This is a genomic window from Pseudomonas sp. CH235, from assembly GCF_004368175.1.
GTDB classification, from domain to species: Bacteria; Pseudomonadota; Gammaproteobacteria; order Pseudomonadales; family Pseudomonadaceae; genus Aquipseudomonas; species Aquipseudomonas paraglycinae.
This window is the reverse complement of sequence record NZ_RRZJ01000024.1, coordinates 52,894-72,356: the sequence shown is the minus strand read 5'-3', so window position 1 is coordinate 72,356 and position 19,463 is coordinate 52,894. Positions and strand designations below refer to the sequence as shown.

20 protein-coding genes and 1 pseudogene are annotated in these 19,463 nt (G+C 61.6%); 5 read left to right on the top strand and 16 right to left on the bottom strand.

The window, feature by feature from the left end:
• Positions 1–6: 6 nt before the first annotated feature.
• The 4 genes from EIY71_RS21640 to exbB form a co-directional block, all read right to left on the bottom strand.
• Positions 7–936, bottom strand: a complete 930-nt coding sequence (locus tag EIY71_RS21640) for a hydrogen peroxide-inducible genes activator (protein WP_007954418.1) — start codon at positions 934–936, stop codon at positions 7–9.
• A gap of 175 nt (positions 937–1,111) precedes the next feature.
• On the bottom strand, positions 1,112–1,858 hold the full coding sequence (locus EIY71_RS21635) for an energy transducer TonB (protein WP_007954422.1): 747 nt from the start codon (positions 1,856–1,858) through the stop codon (positions 1,112–1,114).
• Positions 1,855–2,283 carry a TonB system transport protein ExbD gene (exbD, locus tag EIY71_RS21630; protein WP_039765185.1) on the bottom strand — a complete coding sequence of 143 codons (429 nt, stop codon included), beginning with the start codon at positions 2,281–2,283 and terminating at the stop codon, positions 1,855–1,857. Before exbD ends, EIY71_RS21635 begins: the two co-directional genes overlap by 4 nt.
• Before the next feature lie 6 nt (positions 2,284–2,289).
• Positions 2,290–3,240 carry a tonB-system energizer ExbB gene (exbB, locus tag EIY71_RS21625; protein WP_134023019.1) on the bottom strand — a complete coding sequence of 317 codons (951 nt, stop codon included), beginning with the start codon at positions 3,238–3,240 and terminating at the stop codon, positions 2,290–2,292.
• A gap of 188 nt (positions 3,241–3,428) precedes the next feature.
• Between exbB and EIY71_RS21620 the strand changes: the two genes are divergently transcribed.
• Entirely contained in the window at positions 3,429–4,286 is an 858-nt protein-coding gene (locus tag EIY71_RS21620; RefSeq protein ID WP_134023017.1) for an SDR family oxidoreductase, read from the top strand.
• A gap of 64 nt (positions 4,287–4,350) precedes the next feature.
• Here EIY71_RS21620 and EIY71_RS21615 read toward each other — a convergent pair whose 3' ends face one another.
• The 6 genes from EIY71_RS21615 to EIY71_RS21590 all read right to left on the bottom strand — a co-directional run bounded on the left by EIY71_RS21615 (position 4,351) and on the right by EIY71_RS21590 (position 9,661).
• The gene (locus tag EIY71_RS21615; RefSeq protein ID WP_007954437.1) at positions 4,351–5,091 is read right to left on the bottom strand and encodes a hypothetical protein; all 741 of its coding nucleotides are present in this window, start codon (positions 5,089–5,091) and stop codon (positions 4,351–4,353) included.
• Between the two features lie 72 nt (positions 5,092–5,163).
• Positions 5,164–5,544 (bottom strand): RidA family protein, encoded by a 381-nt coding sequence (locus EIY71_RS21610; RefSeq protein WP_003229509.1) that lies wholly within the window; start codon positions 5,542–5,544, stop codon positions 5,164–5,166.
• Between the two features lie 24 nt (positions 5,545–5,568).
• Positions 5,569–7,674, bottom strand: a complete 2,106-nt coding sequence (gene spoT, locus EIY71_RS21605; protein WP_007954439.1) for a bifunctional GTP diphosphokinase/guanosine-3',5'-bis pyrophosphate 3'-pyrophosphohydrolase — start codon at positions 7,672–7,674, stop codon at positions 5,569–5,571.
• 57 nt (positions 7,675–7,731) lie between these two features.
• A complete protein-coding gene (rpoZ, locus tag EIY71_RS21600) occupies positions 7,732–7,995 on the bottom strand; it encodes a DNA-directed RNA polymerase subunit omega (protein WP_003229503.1) in 264 nt (87 codons plus the stop codon).
• A 168-nt stretch (positions 7,996–8,163) separates the two neighbouring features.
• Positions 8,164–8,784, bottom strand: coding sequence for a guanylate kinase (gene gmk, locus EIY71_RS21595; protein ID WP_003229498.1), 621 nt, complete (start codon positions 8,782–8,784; stop codon positions 8,164–8,166).
• A 13-nt stretch (positions 8,785–8,797) separates the two neighbouring features.
• Complete coding sequence (locus tag EIY71_RS21590) at positions 8,798–9,661, bottom strand: YicC/YloC family endoribonuclease (RefSeq protein WP_007954440.1); 864 nt, start codon at positions 9,659–9,661, stop codon at positions 8,798–8,800.
• A 267-nt stretch (positions 9,662–9,928) separates the two neighbouring features.
• Between EIY71_RS21590 and rph the strand changes: the two genes are divergently transcribed.
• Both rph and EIY71_RS21580 read left to right on the top strand, forming a co-directional pair.
• The gene (gene rph, locus EIY71_RS21585) at positions 9,929–10,651 is read left to right on the top strand and encodes a ribonuclease PH (RefSeq protein WP_003229494.1); all 723 of its coding nucleotides are present in this window, start codon (positions 9,929–9,931) and stop codon (positions 10,649–10,651) included.
• Between the two features lie 29 nt (positions 10,652–10,680).
• Positions 10,681–11,049 carry a DUF4870 domain-containing protein gene (locus EIY71_RS21580; RefSeq protein ID WP_007954441.1) on the top strand — a complete coding sequence of 123 codons (369 nt, stop codon included), beginning with the start codon at positions 10,681–10,683 and terminating at the stop codon, positions 11,047–11,049.
• A gap of 63 nt (positions 11,050–11,112) precedes the next feature.
• Here EIY71_RS21580 and EIY71_RS21575 read toward each other — a convergent pair whose 3' ends face one another.
• Positions 11,113–11,892 (bottom strand): exodeoxyribonuclease III, encoded by a 780-nt coding sequence (locus EIY71_RS21575; protein WP_007920349.1) that lies wholly within the window; start codon positions 11,890–11,892, stop codon positions 11,113–11,115.
• 82 nt (positions 11,893–11,974) lie between these two features.
• On the opposite strand from EIY71_RS21575, the gene pyrE reads away from it, so the two are divergent.
• Entirely contained in the window at positions 11,975–12,619 is a 645-nt protein-coding gene (gene pyrE, locus EIY71_RS21570) for an orotate phosphoribosyltransferase (protein ID WP_007954442.1), read from the top strand.
• Positions 12,620–12,688: 69 nt separating this feature from the next.
• Here pyrE and argB read toward each other — a convergent pair whose 3' ends face one another.
• The 4 genes and pseudogenes from argB to coaBC all read right to left on the bottom strand — a co-directional run bounded on the left by argB (position 12,689) and on the right by coaBC (position 16,922).
• On the bottom strand, positions 12,689–13,594 hold the full coding sequence (gene argB, locus EIY71_RS21565) for an acetylglutamate kinase (protein ID WP_007954443.1): 906 nt from the start codon (positions 13,592–13,594) through the stop codon (positions 12,689–12,691).
• A 24-nt stretch (positions 13,595–13,618) separates the two neighbouring features.
• Positions 13,619–14,995, bottom strand: a pseudogene (locus tag EIY71_RS21560) (phosphomannomutase/phosphoglucomutase); the annotation flags it as partial.
• Positions 14,996–15,252: 257 nt separating this feature from the next.
• Positions 15,253–15,708, bottom strand: coding sequence for a dUTP diphosphatase (gene dut, locus EIY71_RS21550; protein WP_007954445.1), 456 nt, complete (start codon positions 15,706–15,708; stop codon positions 15,253–15,255).
• 5 nt (positions 15,709–15,713) lie between these two features.
• Entirely contained in the window at positions 15,714–16,922 is a 1,209-nt protein-coding gene (gene coaBC / locus EIY71_RS21545; protein WP_134023013.1) for a bifunctional phosphopantothenoylcysteine decarboxylase/phosphopantothenate--cysteine ligase CoaBC, read from the bottom strand.
• Between the two features lie 136 nt (positions 16,923–17,058).
• Here coaBC and radC point away from each other — a divergent pair, with 136 nt between their 5' ends.
• On the top strand, positions 17,059–17,733 hold the full coding sequence (gene radC, locus EIY71_RS21540; protein ID WP_007954447.1) for a DNA repair protein RadC: 675 nt from the start codon (positions 17,059–17,061) through the stop codon (positions 17,731–17,733).
• Between the two features lie 132 nt (positions 17,734–17,865).
• Here radC and EIY71_RS21535 read toward each other — a convergent pair whose 3' ends face one another.
• Positions 17,866–19,452, bottom strand: coding sequence for an ABC transporter substrate-binding protein (locus EIY71_RS21535; protein ID WP_102685871.1), 1,587 nt, complete (start codon positions 19,450–19,452; stop codon positions 17,866–17,868).
• Between the last annotated feature and the right edge of the window lie 11 nt (positions 19,453–19,463).

Here is a 19,463-nt window from a genome sequence, read left to right as displayed (position 1 = left end):
GCTGGCTTAACCGGCCGTGACCGGCGCGGCAGGTTTGGCGACCGAGCACAGGCGAATGGAGTCGGCGAGGATCTCGATGGCTTTCGGCCGTGGGAAACTGGCGCGCCAGGCGATGGCCACGGTGCGGAACGGCACTGGTGCCGACAGCGGGCGCACTTCGATCACGCCCGGGGCGTAGTGATGGCTGTCCACCGCCGACAGCGGCAGGATCGAGATGCCCAGACCGGACGCGACCATGTGGCGAATGGTTTCCAGCGAGCTGGATTCGACCGTGGTGTGCTTGGCGCCGTCGTTGCCCTTGGTCAGGGTCGGGCAGGCTTCCAGCACTTGATCGCGGAAGCAATGGCCCTCGCCGAGCAGCAGCAGGCTCTTGTCATTGAGCAGCGCGGCGTCGATGGATTCTTTCTGGGTCCACGGGTGCTGGGCAGGCATCAGGACGTAGAACGGCTCGTCGTAGAGTTGCAGGGTCAGCACGTCGGCTTCGTTGAACGGCAGGGCGATGATGATCGCGTCCAGTTCGCCGTTGCGCAATTTGTCGCGCAGCACGTGGGTGAAGTTTTCTTCGATGTACAACGGCATCTGCGGGGCGACCCGGTGCAGTTGCGGAATCAGATGCGGGAACAGGTACGGGCCGACGGTGTAGATTGCGCCGACTTTCAGTGGGGCGGTCAGCTGGTTCTTGCCGGCCTGGGCCAGTTCGCGAATGCCCTGGGCCTGCTCCAGCACTTTCTGCGCCTGGGCGACGATACCTTCGCCGACCGGGGTCAGGCGCACGGCGCTTTTGCTGCGCTCGAAAATCAGCACACCGAGTTCGTCTTCAAGCTTTTTCACGCCCACCGACAGGGTCGGCTGGCTGACGTGGCAACGCTCGGCCGCGTGGCCGAAATGCTGCTCTTGGGCGAGGGTAACGATGTAGCGTAATTCTGTGAGGGTCATAGCAAGCGTCCATGAAGATGCGGGCCAAGCATACCGGCTGCAATCGATAGACGCACGTTATCAGACTGAGTGATGAATGCGACACCGGGCAATGCCGGTTTGCCGTGGATGGATAAGCAAAAGGCACCTTTCGGTGCCTTCTGGGCTGGATCAGGCCGGGATCCGCGAGTGCGGATCAGCGGCGGCGTTCCAGCGAATACACAAACGGCGCAACGATTTCGATCGCGCCATTGGTCAGCATGTCGGCCGGTGGCTTGGGCAGCGGTTGGGCGCGGCGGATCATTTCCAGGGTGGCCCGGTCCAGATCGGCGTTGCCGGAGCGGCCCACCAGTTCGAACGACAGCACGTTGCCTTCGCCATCGACCACGAAGCGCAACCGGTTCAAGCCTTCCTTGCCCCGTGCCTGAGCGCTGGCCGGGTACTTCTTGTACTTGGCCAGATGCGCGAGCAGGGTGCCTTGCCAGCTGGCCTTGGCGGCCATTTGTGCAGGCGACGGGCCCGGTGCAGGCTGGGCGGATTTCTCCGTCGGGGCCTGAGTCGGCTGGGTATCGGCCGGCTTCTCTTCGGACGGTTTCTCCTTCGGCGGATCGGGCAGTTTCTTCTCGATCGGCTTCGGCGGTTTGGGTTTCGGCTTGGGTTTCGGTTTCTGCACCGCGATCTCGGCTTTCGGCGCTTCGGCCAGTTTCGGGATCGGCAGTTCTTCAACCGGAGCCGGTGGCTGCGGTGGGGTGACGACTTTCGGCGGTGCGGGCGGTGGCGGGGCCGGAACCGGTGCCAGCTCGACCATCATTGCCTGCGGCGGCAATTCGATGGGCGGGCGGGCGGTCCAGTTCAGCGCCAGCGCGATTGCCAGCGCGTGAACACCCAGCACCACGGCCAGGCTACCGCTGTAACGCGTCAGCTTATGGCGCGTCGTGATCATTTCTTGACCGCGCTCTCGAGTCCGACCAGACCGACCTTCAGGTAACCGGCGGCGCGCAGGTTATCCATCACGCTCATCAGGTCGCCGTAATCCACGCCTTTGTCGGCCTGGAAGAAGATCGTCGTGTCTTTCTTGCCCTGGGTCTTGGCGTCGAGGACGGCGCCGAGGGTTTCGGCTTTCACTTCGTCATCGCCAATGAACAGGCGCTGGTCAGCCTTCACGCTGAGGAACACCGGTTTCTCCGGCCGCGGCGCCGGTTTGGCGGTCGAGGCAGGCAGGTCAACCTTGATGTCCACGGTGGCCAGCGGCGCGGCCACCATGAAGATGATCAACAGCACCAGCATCACGTCGATGAACGGCGTGACGTTGATTTCGTGGTTCTCGGCCAGATCGTCGTCTGCGCCTTCTTTCAAATGCAGGCCCATGGCCGATTACCCCACTTTCACCATGTGCGGTTGCGAGCTGTTGCGCTCAGGCTGGTGGTCGAGGTCGCGGCTGACCAGCAGCAGCACCTGAGCTGACGCATCGGACACCTGAGCCTTGTAACCGGCGATGGAGCGGGCGAAGACGTTGTAGATGACCACGGCAGGAATCGCGGCTACCAGACCCAGTGCGGTAGCCAGCAGCGCTTCAGCGATACCCGGTGCTACGACGGCAAGGTTGGTGGTCTGGGTTTTGGCGATGCCGATGAAGCTGTTCATGATGCCCCACACGGTACCGAACAGACCGACGAACGGTGCGGTGGAACCGATGGTGGCGAGGACGCCGGTGCCGCTGCTCATGTTGCGGCCACAGGCGGCAACCAGGCGCTCGAGGCGGAAGCTGACGCGTTCCTTGATGCCTTCTTTCTCGCGGGCGTTGGTCGACAGGCGCATTTCTTCCAGCGCGTCGTGTACCAGCAGGTTGGCGAGGGTGCCTTCCTTCGCGGCGGTGGCGCTGGCCTCTTTGAGCGTGGCGGCTTTTTTCAGGGCGGCAATCTCGCCGCGCAGACGACGCTTGGCGCCCATCAGCTCGAAGCCCTTGGCGATCCAGATGGTCCAGGTGATGATCGAGGCGATCGCCAGGCCGATCATCACGGCTTTAACGATCACGTCGGCGTTCTGGTACATGCCCCATGGCGACAGGTCGTGGGCCATGCCCAGAGTGTTGTCGGCTTCGAGGACTTCCGGCGCGTCGGCGGCGCTGGCCTCTACGGCCTGCACCGGGTCGGTCGCGGGTGCGGCGGCCGGAGCGCTTTGCTCGGTGGCGGCTGGCGCGGCCGGGGCCTGGGCGTCAGCGAATGCGGCGACTGGTGCGAGCATCAGGCTGAGCATCAGGGCAGCCACGGCGCTCCAGGCGCGAGGTCGGTTGGTTGGCGAAGCGGAGTTTTGAATGCGTGTCATGCTGGCCGGACCTGAGATAGAAAAACGGTAATGCTCTTCCAAGCCTCGTGAGGCCGAGAACAAAAGTGGCGTGCATTATTGCAAGTAATTCTTGTTAACAGAAGTAATAGAGTTGCTTTTTTTCCTTCATTGCTAGCCGCTCGTCCCTTGTCGAGGCTAGTCTGTCGCTTTCCGATGGGAGATTTTTGATGTCCGCGCCTTCTGTTTTGATCGCCGGTTGCGGTGATGTCGGCAGCCGTCTGGCCACGCAATTGCTGGCTGCCGGCTTCCAGGTCTACGGCCTGCGCCGTGATATTTCACGTTTGCCGGACGGCGTTATCGGTGTGGCCGGTGACTTGTTCAATGAGGATTGCCCCAAGACGTGGCCGGTGGGCGCTATCGATTACCTGGTGTATAGCGCGGCGGCCACTGATCACGATGAGGCCGGTTATCGCGCGGCGTATGTGCAGGGTTTGCAGCATGTGCTGGGTTGGCTGAACGATTACGGTCAGGAGCCGGAGCGGCTGCTGTTCGTTTCCAGCAGCAGTGTTTACGGGCAGCGGAACGGCGAATGGGTCGATGAAAAATCCGAAGCTGTCGCTGCGGGTTATTCCGGTCGATTGATGCTGGAGGCCGAGCAGGTTGCGCTCAACTCTGGCATCCCCGCGAGCATCGTGCGCCTGACCGGTATTTACGGCCCCGGCCGTGAGTGGCTGCTGACCCAGGTGCGTCGGGGTTATCGGGTGGCGGTCGATCCACCGCTGTATGGCAATCGCATCCATGCCGATGACGCGGCGGGGTTGATGGCGTTCTTGCTGGAGGCGGATCGCAAAGGCGTGACGCTGGATGACATCTATATCGGCGTGGACGATGCGCCGGCGCCGCTGGCCGAAGTGGTGGCGTGGCTGCGTGATTATCTGGGTGTCACCGAATGGTCGGAAGACGAGAGCGTGCGTCGCACCGGCAGCAAGCGTTGCAGCAATGCCCGGGCGAAGGCGCTGGGTTGGGTGCCGAAGTATCCGAGTTATCGCGAGGGGTATGCCGCGATTCTTGAGGGGCGCTGCTGATCTTCAGGCGTAAAAAAGGCGGGAGCAAATGTTTGCTCCCGCCTTTTTTTGTCTCAAGCGCCGATCACTGCTTCTCGAGCAACCACTTGCGTTCACCCGGGGTGAACTGCGGTTGTTCGTCCGCCAGCGCGGTGTTCACGGCCTGCAGGATTTCCAGCTCTTTGCCCTTGCGCACAAAGATCCAGTTATTGCCCTGACCGTTCTGCTGCAACCACATGCTGTCGTTGCCGCTGCTCATCGACGCGCAATCGCCGGCGAGGCACAACGCATAGCGGTCGGCACCCGGCAGGCCGGAGACTTGTCCGTCAGCCTGGAATTGCACGGTGGCGCCTTCGCCCTGGCCGCTGGTGATCGTCCAGTTGCCGCCCAGATAAGCGGAATACAGCGCGCGTTCGAAGCTGGCGCCGATCGGTGCGCCTTCCGGCACCGGAATCTGTGCGCGGTCGAAGACCTGTTCCGGTTCGTTTTCATTGGCGGCTTGTTGCAGTTGACCACCATCACGTTTCAGCTCGCTGGCGGAGCTGCCATAGAAATCGACTTTCCAGGCACCGGACTGTTCGCCGAGCAGGCGACCTTCGACGTTTTCGAAACCGTTGGTGTAGCGGGCCTGACCGGCCTTGGTGTTGACGTCCCACTCCAGGTTCGGGCCGTAAGCCTGAAGCGCTTCGCGCAGGGGGCCGCCCTTGGCAGCGGCATCGATGGCGACCTGATTGATCCAGGTGCCGCTGATGTCACGGTCGGCAGGGTTGCTGGCGCAACCGCCGAGGAAAATGGCGAGCAGCGAGAGAGCAAGCGCTTTGCGCATGGTGGAATCCTTTCAAAACCTTTTCTTTACCGCAGAGCAGTCGGCGCGGTGTATTAGACCGCGCCGTGCGCATTACTCGATGACCAGAATGGCATCCATTTCAACCTGCGAACCCTTTGGCAGGGCTGCCACGCCGATGGCGGCGCGCGCCGGGTACGGCTGGTCGAAGTACTTGCCCATGATCTCGTTGACCTTGGCGAAGTGGCTCAGGTCGGTGAGGAAGATGTTCAGCTTGACGATGTCCTTGAACGAACCGCCGGCGGCTTCGGCCACGGCTTTCAGGTTCTCGAACACCTGGACGGTCTGGGCTTCGAAGCCTTCGACCAGTTCCATGGTTTTTGGATCGAGGGGAATCTGACCCGACATGTAAACGGTGTTACCGGCCTTGATCGCCTGGGAGTAAGTACCGATGGCGGCCGGGGCCTTGTCGCTGGTGATAACGGTCTTGGTCATGTATGACTCCTTGTAATGTTTGAGTTATGCACGCATGCGGGTGATGCGGATCACCCCGGTCAGGGCGCGCAGTTTCTTGATCACGCGGGCCAGGTGCACACGGTCGTGGACGCTGACCACCAACTGGACAACGCTGATGCGGCCATCGCGTTCGTCCATGCTGATTTTCTCGATATTGCCGTCGGCTGCGTTGACGCTGCTGGCCAGCAGGGCGATCAGGCCGCGCTGGTGTTCCAGCTCGACGCGCAGTTCGACGTTGAATTCGCCGGTGACATCCTTGGCCCACGAGAGCTGGATGCATTTTTCCGGGTTGTGGCGGATTTCGCTGATGTTGCGGCAGTTGTCCAGGTGCACGACCATGCCTTTGCCCGCCGACAGGTGACCGACAATCGGGTCGCCCGGGATCGGCGTGCAGCATTTGGCATAACTGAGGACCAAACCTTCGGTGCCGCGAATCGCCAGCGGGCCTTCCGGGCTTGGCAGTTGCTCGCCTTCGCCGAGCAGGCGGCGCGCCACGACGTAGGCCATGCGGTTGCCGAGGCCGATGTCTTCCAGCAAGTCTTCGATCAGTTCGAGGCGGTACTCGGTGAGCATCGCCTTCACGCGTTCGGCCGGAATCTGTTCCAGCGCGCTGTCGAAGCCGTTGAGCACCTTGTTCAGCAGGCGTTCGCCGAGGCTGATGGATTCGGAGCGGCGCTGCAGTTTCAGCGCATGGCGGATGTGTGTGCGCGCCTTGCCGGTGACCACGAAGTTGAGCCACGCCGGGTTCGGCCGCGCGCCGGGGGCGCTGACGATCTCGACCGTGGAGCCGCTTTGCAGCGGTTCGGACAGCGGTGCGAGACGACGGTTGATCCGGCAGGCGATGCAGCTGTTGCCGACGTCGGTGTGTACCGCGTAGGCAAAGTCGACCGCCGTGGAGCCTTTGGGCAGCTCCATGATCCGGCCTTTGGGCGTGAACACGTAAACCTCGTCCGGGAACAGGTCGATCTTTACGCTCTCGATGAATTCCAGCGAGTTGCCGGCGCGTTGCTGCATCTCCAGCACGCCCTTGACCCACTGACGGGCGCGGGCATGGGTGCCTTTCGGCTGCTCGTCGCCGCTGGATTTGTACAGCCAATGGGCGGCGATGCCGTTGTTGGCCATCTCTTCCATTTCACGGGTGCGGATCTGGATCTCGATCGGTACACCGTGCATGCCGAACAGCGTGGTGTGCAGCGACTGATAGCCGTTGGCCTTGGGGATCGCGATGTAATCCTTGAAGCGCCCCGGCAACGGTTTGTACAAATTATGTACGGCACCCAGCACGCGGTAGCAGGTATCGACCTTGTCGACGATGATCCGGAACGCATAGACGTCCATGATCTCGTTGAAGGCCCGACGCTTGCCGCGCATTTTCTTGTAGATGCCGTAGAGGTGTTTCTGGCGACCGCTGACTTCACCCTGGATGCCGTCGATGGCGAGGCAGTGGCCGAGGGATTCTTCGATCTTGTTGACGATTTCCTTGCGGTTGCCCCGGGCGCGCTTGACCGCCTGGTAGATCCGCGCGGAACGCATCGGGTGCATCGCCTTGAAGCCGAGGTCTTCGAACTCGATGCGGATCGCGTGCATGCCCAGCCGGTTGGCGATGGGTGCGTAGATCTCGAGGGTTTCCTTGGCGATGCGTCGGCGTTTTTCGCCGGACAGCACTTCCAGCGTGCGCATGTTGTGCAGGCGGTCGGCGAGCTTGACCAGGATCACGCGAATGTCACGTGCCATGGCCATGGCCATCTTCTGGAAGTTTTCCGCCTGGGCTTCGGCCTTGGTCTCGAAGTTCATCTGGGTCAGTTTGCTGACCCCGTCGACCAGTTCGGCCACGGTTTCACCGAACTGCGCTTGCAGCGCTTCCTTGGCGATACCGGTGTCTTCGATCACGTCATGCAGCATCGCGGCCATCAGGCTCTGATGGTCCATGTGCATGTCGGCAAGAATATTGGCCACGGCAAGAGGATGCGTGACGTACGCCTCGCCGCTGCGGCGGCGTTGGCCGTCGTGGGCTTGTTCGGCGTAGAAATACGCTCGGCGGACCAGGTTGACCTGGTCATTGCCGAGGTAGGTCGATAAGCGATCGGCGAGGGCGTCTATGCTCGGCATGATGTCTCCTGCCGTAGGCTGTGATCCCGCGCCGTGCTACGTCGACCAGGCATAGGCTTAGACGGCCTCGTTGGACTCGTCCTCGAACGCAGCGAAGACAGGGTCTTCGTGGACGATTTCCTGCTCGGCGATGAACTCGTAGCTCATCAGGCCTTCAGCGATTTCACGCAGCGCAACTACGGTCGGTTTGTCGTTTTCCCACTGAACCAGGGGCTCTTTGCCGCCGGTGGCCAGTTGACGGGCACGCTTGGTAGAGAGCATGACCAGCTCAAAGCGGTTTTCCACGTGTTCTAGGCAGTCTTCAACGGTTACGCGGGCCATGGTATTCCTCGGAGCGAATGCAATATGCGCGCTGCCCGGTTGGGCGAGCGGACTCAACAGTTTAAAAAATCACCAGCGATTAGGGAAGCGCTGATTTTTTGACCAGACTCTTCAACGCGCTGCAAGTGCCAATGTAAAGCCCTTGCAGCGGTTTTGGGAAGTGCTGTTTCAGCCCAGCAATTCCGCCAGCAATTTGCCGAAACGCACTTGTTGGCGTTTCTGTTGCAGCTGATTGGCGCGGAAAATCGCTTTCAGATCGTCCAGCGCGTGGGCGAAATCATCGTTGATGATCAGGTAGTCGTACTCGACGTAGTGGCTCATCTCGCTGACCGCTTCACGCATCCGGCCGTCGATGATCTCGTCGCTGTCCTGGCCACGGTTGGTCAGGCGCTGGTGCAGGGCCTGCAGCGAAGGCGGCAGAATGAAGATCGAACGGGCCTGCGGCATCAGCTTGCGCACTTGCTCGGCGCCTTGCCAGTCGATCTCGAGAATCAGGTCGTGACCTTCGTCCAGGGTCTGCTGCAGGCGGCTTTGCGAGGTGCCGTAGAAGTTGCCGAAGACTTCGGCGCGTTCCAGGAAGTCGCCGTGCTCGCCCATCTTCACGAACTCTTCGCGGGTTACGAAGTGATAGTTCACGCCGTCCACTTCGCCCGGGCGCATGGCGCGGGTGGTGTGGGAAATCGAGACGCGGATTTCCGGGTTGGCGTCGGTCAGGGCCTTGACCAGGCTGCTCTTGCCCGCGCCCGAAGGGGCGGAAATGATGTACAGGGTGCCGGTGCTGTGGGTCATGTCGGGGGTAGCCTTACTCAATATTCTGCACTTGTTCGCGCATCTGCTCGATCAACACCTTGAGGTTGACCGCCGCCTGGGTGCTGCGCGGGTCGAAGGCCTTGGAGCCCAGTGTGTTGGCTTCGCGGTTGAGCTCCTGCATCAGGAAGTCCAGGCGCCGGCCGGCGGCACCGCCGGACTTGAGCACCCGGCGAACTTCGATGATGTGGGTGCTCAGGCGATCCAGTTCTTCGGCCACGTCGCTCTTTTGTGCGAGCATGACCATTTCCTGTTCCAGACGCTGCGGGTCCATCTCGGCCTTCATGTCGGCGAAACGGTCGAGGACTTTCTGGCGCTGGGTAGCGAGCATCTGCGGAACCAGTTCGCGCAGGGTCACCACGTCTTCCTCGATGGAGGTCAGGCGGTCGTTGATCAGGCGGGCCAGCTCCGCGCCTTCGCGTTCGCGGCCGGCCTTGAGGTCTTTCAGGCCTTGATTGAACAGAGCCAGCGCCTCGGCGTTCAACGCCTGCGGGTCGGTGGCGTCGGCGACCAGTACGCCCGGCCAGGCCAGCACTTCCAGCGGGTTCAGCGCGGCCGGGTTCTTGATCAGGCCGGCAACGGTTTCGGCCGCGGCGACCAGTTGCGCGGCGCGCTCGCGATCCACTTGCAGCGGCTTGCCGGTGCTTTCCTCGGTGAAACGCAGGGTGCATTCCAGTTTGCCGCGCGACAGGCCCTGGCGCAGGGCTTCGCGGACGGCGCCTTCGAGGTCGCGAAACGACTCCGGCAGGCGCAGGTGGGGTTCCAGGTAGCGGCTGTTGACCGAGCGCAGTTCCCAGCTCAGGGTGCCCTGAACGCCGGCTTTTTCGACGCGGGCGAAGGCGGTCATGCTGTGCACCATGGGGTGACCTCGCGATACAGATCGGCGCGAATGGAAGCTCCGCAGCTCGATATCAATGAATTTAAGCCGACTGGCAGCAAAGGCGCAGGATTGTAGCGCAGTGCGGCAGATGCGCCCAAACACACGGTGTGACAAAGGGCTGCAGGCCGTCGGCGAAGCGCGTTTCAGGGCCTTCGGTCGTCGGCCGGATTTTTTAACGAGTGCCCAGGCGCGGTGCGCGGCTCTATAATGCTCCGCAGTTTTCCGTCCCCAGTACAGGTATCTCCTATGAAACGTCCAAGTGGTCGCGCTGCCGATCAGCTCCGCTCGATCCGCATTACCCGCAACTACACCAAACACGCCGAGGGATCCGTACTGGTCGAATTCGGTGATACCAAAGTCATCTGCACCGTCAGCGTCGAAAACGGCGTGCCGCGTTTCCTTAAAGGCCAGGGCCAGGGTTGGCTGACCGCCGAATACGGCATGCTGCCGCGCGCCACTGGCGAGCGTAACCAGCGTGAAGCCAGCCGTGGCAAGCAGGGTGGTCGTACCCTGGAAATCCAGCGCCTGATCGGCCGTTCCCTGCGCGCTGCGCTGGACATGTCCAAGCTGGGCGACGTCACCCTGTACGTCGACTGCGACGTGATCCAGGCCGATGGCGGTACCCGCACCGCGTCGATCACCGGCGCCATGGTTGCGCTGGTCGATGCACTGAAAGTGATCAAGAAGCGCGGCGGCCTGAAAGGCGGCGACCCGCTCAAGCAAATGATTGGCGCCGTTTCCGTGGGCATGTACCAGGGCGAGCCGGTGCTGGATCTGGACTATCTTGAAGATTCCGCCGCCGAGACCGACCTCAACGTGGTGATGACCAGCACCGGTGGTTTCATCGAAGTGCAGGGCACTGCCGAAGGCGCCCCGTTCCAGCCTGAAGAGCTGAACGCGATGCTGGAACTGGCGAAGAAAGGCATGAACGAAATCTTCGAACTGCAAAAGGCTGCACTGGCCGACTGAGCAGGTTCGTAACCCGCAAGGAGGACGCAATGAGTGATGAGCAAGAGTTGCTGCCCAAACCGAGCCAGGAGGTTCGCCAATGGGCCATGTTTTGTCACTTGTCCGCCTTGCTGGGGATCTGGATTCCGTTCGGCACGCTGATCGGGCCGCTGGTTCTGTGGCAGATGAAGCGCGAGACCGATCCGTTCATCGACGCCCAGGGCAAGGAAGCGCTGAATTTTCAGATCACTGTGGCGATCGCTTCGATGATCTGCTTCGTGCTGATGCTGTTGCTCATCGGGTTCGTGCTGTTTGGCCTGCTGGCCATCGCGGCGCTGGTGTTGACGATTATCGGCGGGGTGAAAGCCAACGAAGGTTTCCCGTACCGTTATCCGTTCACCTGGCGGTTGATCAAATAACGAACGATCGCCCACAAAAAAACCGACAGTGATGTCGGTTTTTTTGTGTCTGCGAAAGGCCGCTTAGATGGTCAGCGTCCAGTCGTAGTCGACGATCAGCGGCGCATGCTGCGAGAACCGTGGCTGACGTGGCAGGCGTGCGCTGCGCACGAAGCGCCGCAGCCCTGGAGTCAGGATCTGGTAGTCGAAGCGCCAGCCCAGATTCAGCATCTCGGCCTGTTCGTTGTCCGGCCACCAGCTGTACTGGTCGCCTTCGCGGCTGACTTCGCGCAGGGCATCTACGTAGCCCATGTTGCCGACAATCTCGTCCATCCAGGCGCGTTCCGGCGCCAGGAAGCCCGGTGATTGCTGGCTGTCGCGCCAGTTTTTGATGTCGAGCTTCTGCTGCGCGACGTACAGCGAGCCACAATAAATGTACTCGCGACGTTTGCGCCGCTGTTTGTCCAGGTACTTGCCGAAGTCGTCCATGAGCTTGAACTTCTGGTTCAAGTCCTCATCGCCGTTCATCCCCGAAGGAAGCAGCAAGGTGGCAATACTGACTTTGTCGAAATCTGCTTGCAGGTAGCGCCCGTAGCGGTCGGCCGTCTCGAAACCGAGACCGCTGATGACAGCCTTCGGTTGCAACCGCGAATACAAAGCCACGCCGCCTTGGGCAGGGACTTCAGCATCGCAGGCATAAAGGAAGTAGCCATCCAGTTGGAAGGCTGGGTCGTCCAGTTCAAAGGCGGAGGCACGGGTGTCCTGCAGGCAGATGACGTCGGCATTCTGTGCCTGCAGCCAACTGAGCAAACCGCGCTCGACTGCAGCCTGAATACCATTGACGTTCACACTGATGATCCGCATAAATGGCCCCAAAAATCGCGTGCGTGTATGATACACGGCGTCAAGCTAATTAGCTAAATCCGTGGTATTTGGGGTTTTTTTCATGCAAGCGTATCAGCGCGATTTCATTCGTTTTGCCATCGATCGCGGCGTTTTGCGCTTCGGTGAGTTCACCCTGAAGTCCGGGCGCACCAGTCCTTACTTCTTCAATGCCGGCCTGTTCAACTCGGGTTCCGCGCTGGCGCAGCTGGGGCGTTTCTACGCCGCAGCCATCGCCGAGAGCGGCATTCCGTTCGACGTGCTGTTCGGCCCGGCCTACAAAGGCATCCCGCTGGCGGCAACCACTGCCGTGGCGCTGGCCGAACACCACAACCGTGATCTGCCATGGTGCTTCAACCGCAAGGAAGCCAAGGCCCACGGCGAAGGCGGCAGCCTGGTCGGCGCACCGCTGACCGGTGAAGTGCTGATCATTGACGACGTGATCACTGCCGGCACCGCGATCCGTGAAGTGATGCAGATCATCGCTTCCCAGGACGGCGCCAAGGCCGCCGGTGTGCTGATCGCCCTCAACCGTCAGGAGCGCGGCAACGGCGAGCTGTCGGCGATTCAGGAAGTCGAGCGTGATTTCGGTATCCCGGTCATCAGCATCGTGTCGCTGAACCAGGTGCTGGAATTCCTGGCTGACGATCCGCAGCTCAAGCAGCACCTGCCAGCCGTTGAAGCATACCGCGCCCAGTTCGGCGTCTGATCGCAGCTTCAGGCAAAAAAAGACCCCGCTCAGCCAGGCTGAGCGGGGTCTTTTTGTTTGCGCGAGCGCTTATGGACGCTTGCGATTGCTGATCAGCGTACCCACACCGGTGTCGGTGAAGATTTCCAGCAGGATCGCGTTCGGCACGCGACCGTCGATGATCAGCGAACTGCCAACGCCACCCTGTACCGCTTCCAGCGCGCAGCGGATCTTCGGCAGCATGCCGCCGTAGATGGTGCCGTCGGCGATCAGGTCGTCGACTTGCTGGGTGCTCAGGCCGGTCAGTACGGTGCCCGACTTGTCCATCAGGCCGGCGATGTTGGTCAGCAGCATCAGCTTTTCGGCTTTCAGCGCTTCAGCAACCTTGCCGGCCACCAGGTCCGCGTTGATGTTGTACGACTCGCCGTTTTCACCCACGCCGATCGGTGCGATCACCGGGATGAAGTTGCCTTTGACCAGCAGGTTCAGCAGTTCGGTGTTGATCCCGACCACTTCGCCCACATGGCCGATGTCGATGATTTCCGGCTGGGTCATCTCCGGGGTCTGGCGGGTGACGGTGAGCTTCTTCGCGCGAATCAGCCCGGCGTCTTTACCGGTCAGGCCGATGGCGCTGCCGCCGTGACGGTTGATCAGGTTGACGATGCTTTTGTTGACCTGACCGCCGAGGACCATTTCCACCACGTCCATGGTCGCGGCATCGGTGACGCGCATGCCGTCGACGAAATGGCTTTCGATCGACAGGCGTTTGAGCAGATCACCGATCTGCGGGCCACCGCCGTGCACGACCACCGGGTTGATGCCCACGGCCTTCATCAGCACGATGTCGCGGGCGAAGCCGGTTTTCAGCTCCTCGCTTTCCATCGCGTTGCCGCCGTATTTGATCACCAGGGTCTTGCCGACGTATCGGCGGATGTAAGGCAGCGCTTCGGACAGGACCTTGGCAGTGTTGGCGGCGGCATCGCGTTCGAGGGTCATTCAGGGCTCCGGGTGAATCAGCAATCAGAACGGTAGTTGGAGATCAGGTGCAACGCGTTTCAGTTGGGCATGGAACACAGCCTTGATGCGCTGCAGTTCCGCCTCGTCATCGGCCTCGAAGCGCAGCACCAGCACCGGTGTGGTGTTGGACGCGCGCACCAGGCCCCAGCCTTTGGCGTAGTCGACCCGCACGCCGTCAATGGTGGTCAGGTCGGCGCCTGGGCCCCACTGCGCATCGTGCAGTGCATCAATGATGCTGAATTTGCTCTCTTCGGTCACATGGATATTGATTTCCGGCGTGGAAATATCGTTCGGGAAGGTCGCGAACAGCTCCTCGGCCGAAGATTTTTCCTTGCTGAGGATTTCCAGCAGCCGTGCGGCGCTGTAAATGCCGTCGTCGAAACCGAACCAGCGTTCCTTGAAGAAAATGTGCCCGCTCATTTCGCCGGCCAGCAGTGCGCCGGACTGTTTCATTTTCTTTTTGATCAACGAGTGACCGGTCTTCCACATTAGCGGCCGACCGCCATATTCCTTGATCAGCGGGATCAGGCGACGGGTGCATTTGACGTCGAAGATGATCTCCGCGTCCGGGTTGCGCGCCACCACGTCACGGGCGAACAGCATCAGCAGACGGTCCGGAAAGACGATGGTGCCGGTGTTGGTCACCACACCGACGCGGTCGCCGTCACCGTCAAAGGCCAGGCCGATGTCAGCTTGGGTTTCCTTGACCTTGGCGATCAGGTCGACGAGGTTCTCAGGCTTGCCCGGATCCGGGTGATGGTTCGGGAAGTTGCCGTCGACTTCGCAGAACAGCGGGATGACTTCGCAGTTCAGCGCTTCGATCAATTGCGGGGCGATCACGCCGGCCGCGCCGTTGCCGCAATCCACCACGACTTTCAGGCGCCGGGCCAGTTTGATGTCCTGGACGATTTCGGTGTTGTAGCGGTCGAGGATCTCGACCTGGGTCACGCTGCCCGTGCCGCTGCTCAGGTTGCCGGTTTTGAGGCGCTCGTGCAGGGCCTGGATCTGTTCGTTGGCGAGGGTGTCGCCGGCGATCACGATCTTGAAGCCGTTGTAGTTCGACGGGTTGTGGCTGCCGGTGAGCATCACGCCGGATTTGCCGGCCAGCACATTGGCGGCGTAGTAGAGCGCCGGGGTCGGCACCAGGCCGACGTCGCTGACGTGGCAGCCGCTTTCGGCGATACCGCGGATCAGTTCGGCAACCAGTTCCGGGCCGGACAGGCGGCCGTCACGACCGACGGACACGTTCGGCTCGCCCTGGGCCAGGCTCTGGGAGCCGATGGCGCGGCCGATCCAGTAGGCGGTTTCGGCATTTAGGAATTCCGGCACGGTGCCGCGAATGTCGTAGGCGCGGAAGATGCTGTCGGGAAGCTTCGGGGCGACTTGGGCGGGGGTGCTCATCTGCAAAAATGCTCCATCTCGAAAGTGGCTGGACACACCGACGATTCATTCGACGGCAAGCTCAAACTGAAGGGTATGACGGCGGTTTTCACAGAGAGTTCGTGGTGTGAAAGGGCCATGACGCCTTGTGTGGCGTGGCTTCGGCCTGCCAATGCCTTGATTTTCAGCGGTAAAGCTTGCAGATGAATCTGCGTATTTTTATGGCGAAGGAGCAGGCTCCCTCGCCATAAAACCAATCACTTGGTGCCGGAATGGCCGAAACCGCCAGCGCCGCGTTCGGTTTCGACGAACTCTTCAACCATTTCGAAGTGCGCCTGAACCACCGGCACCAGCACCAGCTGCGCCAGGCGCTCGCCGACCGGCATGGTGAATTCGGTCTGGCCACGGTTCCAGCAGGAGACCATCAACGGGCCCTGGTAGTCGGAGTCGATCAGGCCGACCAGATTGCCCAGCACGATGCCGTGCTTATGGCCCATGCCCGAGCGCGGCAGGATCAGCGCTGCGAGGTTCGGATCGCCGATGTAGACCGACAGACCGGTCGGAATCAGCACGGTTTCACCCGGTTTGATCACGATGTCCTCTTGCAGCATGGCCCGCAGGTCGAGGCCGGCGGAGCCCGGTGTGGCGTATTGCGGCAGCGGGAATTCGGTACCGATGCGTGGGTCGAGGATCTTGGCTTGCAAAGCGTGCATGTAAATTAAACCTGGTTCAGACGTTCGGCGATAAAAGTGACCAGTTGGCGAGCGATCTTGCTCTTGCTGGTCTGGGCGAAAACCGTGGGGTGCAGCGCACGGTCGATGACGCTGCAGGCGTTTTCTTCGCTGTTGAAACCGATGCTCGGGTTGGCGACGTCGTTGGCGACGATCAGATCGAGATTCTTGTCCTTCAGCTTGCGTGCAGCGTAGTCGAGCAGGTGTTCGGTCTCGGCGGCGAAGCCGACACTGAACGGACGGTCGGGACGGGTCGCGATGGTGGCCAGGATGTCCGGGTTACGCACCATTTGCAGGACGAAGCCGTCGCCGCTCGTAGGGTCTTTCTTCAATTTTTGCGGGGCGACGACTTCCGGACGGTAGTCCGCGACCGCCGCCGAGGCGATGAAGATGTCGCAAGGGATCGCGGCTTCACACGCGGCGAGCATGTCGCGGGCGCTGACCACGTCGATGCGGGTGACGCGATCCGGCGTCGGCAAATGCACCGGGCCGCTGATCAGCGTGACGCGGGCGCCGGCTTCCACCGCCGCTTCAGCCAGGGCGAAGCCCATTTTGCCGGAGCTGTGGTTGGTGATGTAGCGCACCGGGTCGATGTTTTCCTGGGTCGGGCCGGCGGTGATGACCACGTGCTTGCCGGTCAGCGCCTGACGCTGGAAACAGTCCGCCGCGAGCTGGGCCAGATCGGTGGCTTCCATCATGCGGCCCATGCCGACGTCGCCGCAGGCCTGGCTGCCGGAGGCCGGGCCGAAGGTTTTCAGGCCACGGCTTTCAAGGAGTTGCAGGTTGGCCTGGGTCGCCGGATCCCGCCACATGGCCTGGTTCATCGCCGGAGCGACAGCGACGATGGCGTCGGTGGCCAGCACCAGCGTGGTCAGCAGATCGTTGGCGATGCCTTGGGCCAGACGGGCCAGCAGGTCGGCGGTGGCCGGGGCGATCAGCACCAGATCGGCCCATTTGGCCAGTTCGATGTGGCCCATCGCCGCTTCGGCGGCCGGGTCGAGCAGGTCCAGATGAACCGGGTGGCCGGACAGCGCCTGCATGGTCAGCGGGGTGATGAATTCGCTGCCGCCGCGGGTCATGACCACGCGCACTTCGGCGCCCTGGTCGATCAGGCGGCGCACAAGGTCGGCGCTCTTGTAGGCAGCAATGCCGCCGCCGACGCCCAGAACGATGCGTTTCCGATACAGCCGCTGCATAGGTCTGCCTTTACATTTCGTTGGTGACATACGTGGCGAAACCCTCTCCCAAGAGTGAATTCGCCCGCAAAAAAGATGGGCTACGATATCACAGCGACCGCTACGGAACAGCGGCGCCCACAGACAAGGAAGGTGTATGAGTATTCGCGATTGGCCGGCGGCGGAAAGGCCGCGGGAGAAGCTGTTGGAACAGGGCTCGGGAAGTCTTTCCGATGCCGAATTGCTGGCGATTTTTCTGCGCACGGGTGTATCCGGCAAAAGCGCGGTGGATGTCGCGAGACACCTGTTGGGTCAGTTCGGCAGCTTGCGAGCCTTGCTTGAGGCCGATCTCGCAACGTTCAGTGAGCAATTGGGCCTGGGCCCGGCGAAGTTCGCCCAATTGCAGGCCGTGCTGGAAATGGGCCGGCGACACCTGGCCGAGCGCATGCGCCAGAAAACGGCGCTGGAAAACCCGCAGGTCGTACGTGATTACCTCAAAGCCATGCTGCGCCACGAACCGCACGAGGTGTTCGGTTGCCTGTTTCTCGACTCCAAACATCAGGTGCTGACCTTCGAGACGCTGTTTCGCGGCTCGATCGACAACACCGCCGTGCATCCCCGGGAAGTCGTGAAACGTTCCCTGGCCAACAACGCGGCGGCGGTGATCCTGTGCCACAACCATCCGTCGGGGAACAGCGATCCGAGTCAGGCTGATCGATTATTGACCAAACGCTTGCAGAAGGCTTTGGAGTTGATCGATGTGCGGGTGCTCGATCACTTCATCGTTGGCGATGGCGAGCCGTTGTCGATGGCGGAGTGTGGCTGGATGTAGATCCGAGGGGAGAATGCAAAACCCTGTGGGAGCTGGCTTGCCAGCGATGACGGCGGCACATTCAGCACAATGTTGGCTGTCAGTCCGCTATCGCTGGCAAGCCAGCTCCAACAGGTTTTGTGTTGTGGCGGGTTATTTGAGGGTGACTTTGGAATAGTCTTGCCGACCGAACGGGGAGACCGAGTAACCCTGAACGTCCTTACGCGTCAGCGCATACGCCGTAGGATGCGCCAGCGGCAGCCACAACGCCTGCTGCTGGATCTGCGCCTGTGCCTGTTCGTAGAGCTTGGTGCGTACGCCTTGCTCGCTGGTGGTCTTGCCGGCGCTGATCAGTTTGTCCAGATCGGCATTGCAGTAGCGGGCGAAGTTGGTGCCGGACTTGACCGCCGCGCAGGAAAACTGCGGGGTCAGGAAGTTGTCCGGGTCGCCGTTGTCGCCAGCCCAGCCCATGAACAGCAGGTCATGTTCGCCAGCCTTGGCGCGACGAATCAGCTCGCCCCATTCGATCACGCGGATTTCTGCCTGAATGCCGATTTCCGCCAGATCCGATTGCAGCAGTTGTGCGCCGAGGCTCGGATTCGGGTTCAGCAGGCTGCCGGACGGGCGGGTCCAGATGGTGGTCTGGAAACCGTCCTTCAATCCGGCCTTGGCCAGCAGGGCCTTGGCCTTGTTCACGTCGTGGGCGTAACCCGGCAGGTTCTTCGCGTAGCTCCAGGTGTTCGGCGGATATGGACCGTTGGCGGCTTCGGCGGTGTCTTCGAATACAGCCTTGAGGTAGTTGGCCTTGTCGAACGCGAGGTTGATCGCCTGGCGCACTTCCGGTTTGTCCAGCGGCGGATGCTGGCTGTTGATGCCAACGAATGCGGTCATGAACGCGTCAGTTTTTTCGACTTTCAGCGTCGGCTCCTGCTTCGCGGCCTGTACGTCCAGCGGTTTTGGCGACAGGGCAATCTGGCACTCGTTGCGCCGCAGCTTTTGCAGGCGCACGTTGGCGTCCGGAGTGATGGCGAAAATCAGTGGGTCCACCGCAGGCTTGCCACGGAAGTAGTCCGGGTTGGCCTTGTAGCGGATCGAGGCGTCTTTCTGGAACCGGGTGAACACGAACGGACCGGTGCCGACCGGCTGGCTGTTGAGCTTGTCGGTGGCATCGGCCTTCAGCAGCTTGTCGGCGTATTCAGCAGAATAAATGGAGGCGAAACCCATGCTCAGGGTCGCGAGGAACGTCGAGTCCGGGTGGTCGAGGGTGAAACGAACGGTCAGCGGATCCAGCGCGTCGATCTTCTTGATCAGGCTCGGCAGCTGCATCGACTGGGCGTGTGGGAAGCCGCTCTGGGCGACTTTGTGCCACGGGTTGGCCGGGTCGAGCATGCGGTCGAAGCTGAATTTGACGTCTTCGGCAGTCAGTTCGCGGGTCGGCTTGAAGTAGTCGGTGCTGTGGAACTTCACCTGCGGGTGCAGCTTGAACACGTAGGTAAGGCCGTCAGTGCTGACTTCCCAGCTGTCGGCCAGGCTTGGGACGACTTTACCGCTGGCGGTGTCGAAGTCCACCAGGCGGTTCATCAGCACGTCGGCCGAAGCGTTGGTGGTGGTCAGCGAGTTGTACTGCACCACGTCGAACCCTTCGGGGCTGGCCTCGGTGCAGACGCTCAGGGCGGCGGCCTGGGCCAGTGGACTCAGTAACAGCGGGGCGAAGAGCAGGGGGAGGGCAGCGAGGCGCATGGTCGGCTTCC